Below are 2,989 nucleotides of genomic sequence, written 5' to 3' on the forward strand. Positions count from 1 at the left end.
GAGTTTCCCGCTTGGGTAGCCGACAACCCAATGCTGCTGGATTCGGCGCTGAGTTTGACGATCGCCCAGGTTCAGAAAGGCTTCGGCTACCCGGTCGCGCTAGCGGAGGCGCACAATCAGGCAGTGGTTCGGGGAGGCGATCGTACTCGCTTCTTTGCCCTCCTAGAGCAGCAGATGATCCGCGCTGGACTCCGTAACGTCGGCACATCTTACAAGGAGGCGCGGAAGCGAGGCAGCATTGCGTGAGGAAGCTAGATAAACCTTAGGTCCAACTGCGTAACTCCTGCTAGTTCTAACGTGGGACATTTCCACTCCCCTGCAACAGCTGCGTCTCCCTCGCCGTCTCCAACTCCGCTAGCCAGTCCAGCACAATCCGATTCACCTGCTCGGGGCACTCATCGTGCGGACAGTGCCCCGCCTTCTCGATCTCCACCAGCGTCAGATTTGGATTGCAGCGGACAAACAGCCGCGCCAGCTTCGGCGGCACCATCCGGTCCTCTTGTCCCCACAGCAGCAGCATCGGAACCTGTAGCTGCGGCAGAATTGTCTTAGCGCGATAGTCTGCTCCGGGTTTGGCTTTTGCCGCGACCATTGCGCGGAGGGCAGCCGAGGCACCCCGATCGAACGCCGGACCCGACAAAATCTCTAAAAGCTCCTCGGTCAGCGCCTCAGAGTTGCTGTACGCCTGCTTTGCCCACAGACGCACAAACGGCGCGCTGCGAATCACTCGAAACAGCGGATTAAACACTAGCGGCGACGTGAACACCCGCTTTGCCAATCCAATCACAGGCTGAGCGCCTACGGCTACAGCCGCGATCGTCCGCTGCACCCACACGGGTGACTCCAGCACCGACGAATCGGGCAGATTGATCAGCACCAGTCCCTTCACCATTTCTGGATAGCGCGCCGCCACCGTTAAGCAGACGACTGAGCCGATCGAGTTACCCACCAGCACAACGGGCTGCCCAATGAATGTGCGCCAAAACTCATACACTTGCTCTGCCCAAAACGGCGTGCCGTACGGTGCAACCGCTTTCTCCGATGCCCCGAACCCCAGCAGATCCAGCGCGTAGACTGTGTGATTCTGCGCTAATTCCGTCAAGTTGTGCCGCCAGTGCCCGATCGACGCGCCAAACCCATGCAGCAAAATCAACGGCGTCGAAGAATCTGGCTGGAGCGATCGTAGATAGGTATACCGAGTCTGCCAGCCGCGCCACACCCAATCTCGCTGATTGCCCACCCGCTGCCGCCAAGGAATCGTCACAGTTGCCTCTGTCACTGGTTGTTTCATCTCCATTCTAGGTGGCAGTCGATCGACCCCCCATTTTCCACTCCCCAAAGTTCGGTAAACAAGACCTCCGAATTTTCCACAGGCTGAGTAGAATGGCAAGTGTTGGTGTTCATTACCAGTTCACTCTGTTCCCTGAAGATTGACGACACACCTTTACAGTCCGACCGGAACCAATGCTAGAGTGTTGGTCCATATTGTGCAAAAATTACTGTCCGAGTTGTCAAATTCTACTACTTCACTAATCAACGCCTGTGCCTGAAAGACCTGAAAGACCCGAAAGAAGACCCAATCGCGATCTACCTGCTATTAACGAACGTATCCGGTTCCCTAAGATCCGTGTGATCGATGCCGAAGGCGAACAGTTGGGCATCATGGTTCCGCGAGACGCCATGAAAATAGCAGACGAAAAAGAGTTGGATTTGGTTCTTGTCAGTGATAAGGCAGATCCGCCCGTATGCCGCATTATGGACTACGGCAAATTTAAGTTTGAGCAAGAAAAGAAAGCGCGTGAAGCGAAAAAGAAGCAGCACACGGTTGACGTTAAGGAAGTCAAGATGCGCTACAAGATCGAGGAGCACGACTACAGCGTGCGAATCAATCAGGCGAAGCGCTTTCTCCATGATGGCGACAAGGTAAAAGTTACCATCATGTTTCGAGGACGCGAAATTCAGCACAGCGACCTTGCGGAAGTCAAGCTGAAGCGTATGGCAGAGGATCTGCAAGAAGTTGCAGAAGTGCAGCAAGCGCCTAAGAAGGAAGGGCGGAATATGATGATGCTGCTGGCTCCAAAGAAGTAAGCTAATAGCCGTTCGCGATTAGCCTTAGCGGCTTAGTCTGTTCAGAATGAATGTATAAATCTTGAAGGGGGCTTGGTTCAAGCCCCCTTTTGTATTGAGTAGTTCTGACGATCGCAATTAGTTTTTAGGACAGCGGTTCTAGGAAGTTTGGTAGAGGAGTGCCGCCGTTTCGTCCGATCGCTGGAATCTCCACTAGCTCATCTGTTGCCAAACCAGAGCCACTGTTTGTTACAAAGGTTTGGTCGCCGGGATGCCCATTTGGAATAAATAGCTGGGGATGATCAAATGGCGCTCTTTGATAACGGACACGATCGTCGGTCAGGGATTTTAAGAATGCCACAATTGCTTCTTTCTCCTCCTCATTCAGTCCCAGGTTTTGAATATCTGGGTCGAGGTTGTTGATGTTTACTTCGTGGAAGTCGCTACCGCGATTGTAAAAATCAACAACTTGCCGCAAGGTCAATTGCCCACCATTGTGGAAGTAGGGAGCAGTCATTTCCACGTTGCGAAGTCCGGGCGTTTTGAAGGCTCCGTCCGCTGCAATTCTTTGATTAACACTCACAGCTTCATTCGGGTTTTCACCTAGTAGCTGCTGGAAGCGTCCTTGCTGCGCTAGTCGAGATTCAGAAAGCGGGTTGCCAAACGGATCGGTGCCACCCACACCGAGATCTTCCAACGTGGGTCTTACCCCAATGTTGTAGAATCCGTTGTCATAAACTGCTTGTCCGCCATCTCCCATCTCCATGCGTTCAAGACGTTCTCCACGGACATTCTGCACAGAGGCATTGGTGAATTCGGCTCCTCCATGACAGTTGATACATTTCGCTTTGTTTTCAAAAAGCTGCTTTCCTATCTGCTGTTGAGCAGTCAGGGCATTTTGATTGCCCTCCATGTAGCGATC

Annotated in this window: 3 protein-coding genes and 1 pseudogene; 2 read left to right on the forward strand and 2 right to left on the reverse strand. The window is 53.1% G+C overall.

From position 1 onward, the window contains the following. A partial coding sequence (locus tag H6F43_RS10165) for a DNA double-strand break repair nuclease NurA (protein WP_190342667.1) occupies positions 1–246 on the forward strand: 246 nt, incomplete at its 5' end. A gap of 46 nt (positions 247–292) precedes the next feature. On the opposite strand, the gene H6F43_RS10170 is transcribed toward H6F43_RS10165, so the two are convergent. Continuing rightward, positions 293–1,291, reverse strand: a complete 999-nt coding sequence (locus tag H6F43_RS10170; RefSeq protein ID WP_190342668.1) for an alpha/beta fold hydrolase — start codon at positions 1,289–1,291, stop codon at positions 293–295. Positions 1,292–1,542: 251 nt separating this feature from the next. On the opposite strand from H6F43_RS10170, the gene infC reads away from it, so the two are divergent. Continuing rightward, positions 1,543–2,088, forward strand: a complete 546-nt coding sequence (gene infC, locus H6F43_RS10175) for a translation initiation factor IF-3 (RefSeq protein ID WP_190342669.1) — start codon at positions 1,543–1,545, stop codon at positions 2,086–2,088. 124 nt (positions 2,089–2,212) lie between these two features. Here infC and H6F43_RS10180 read toward each other — a convergent pair. After that, positions 2,213–2,989: pseudogene (locus H6F43_RS10180) on the reverse strand (c-type cytochrome); the annotation flags it as partial.

It is taken from the genome of Leptolyngbya sp. FACHB-36 (assembly GCF_014695955.1).
Classification (GTDB): domain Bacteria; phylum Cyanobacteriota; class Cyanobacteriia; order Leptolyngbyales; family Leptolyngbyaceae; genus FACHB-36.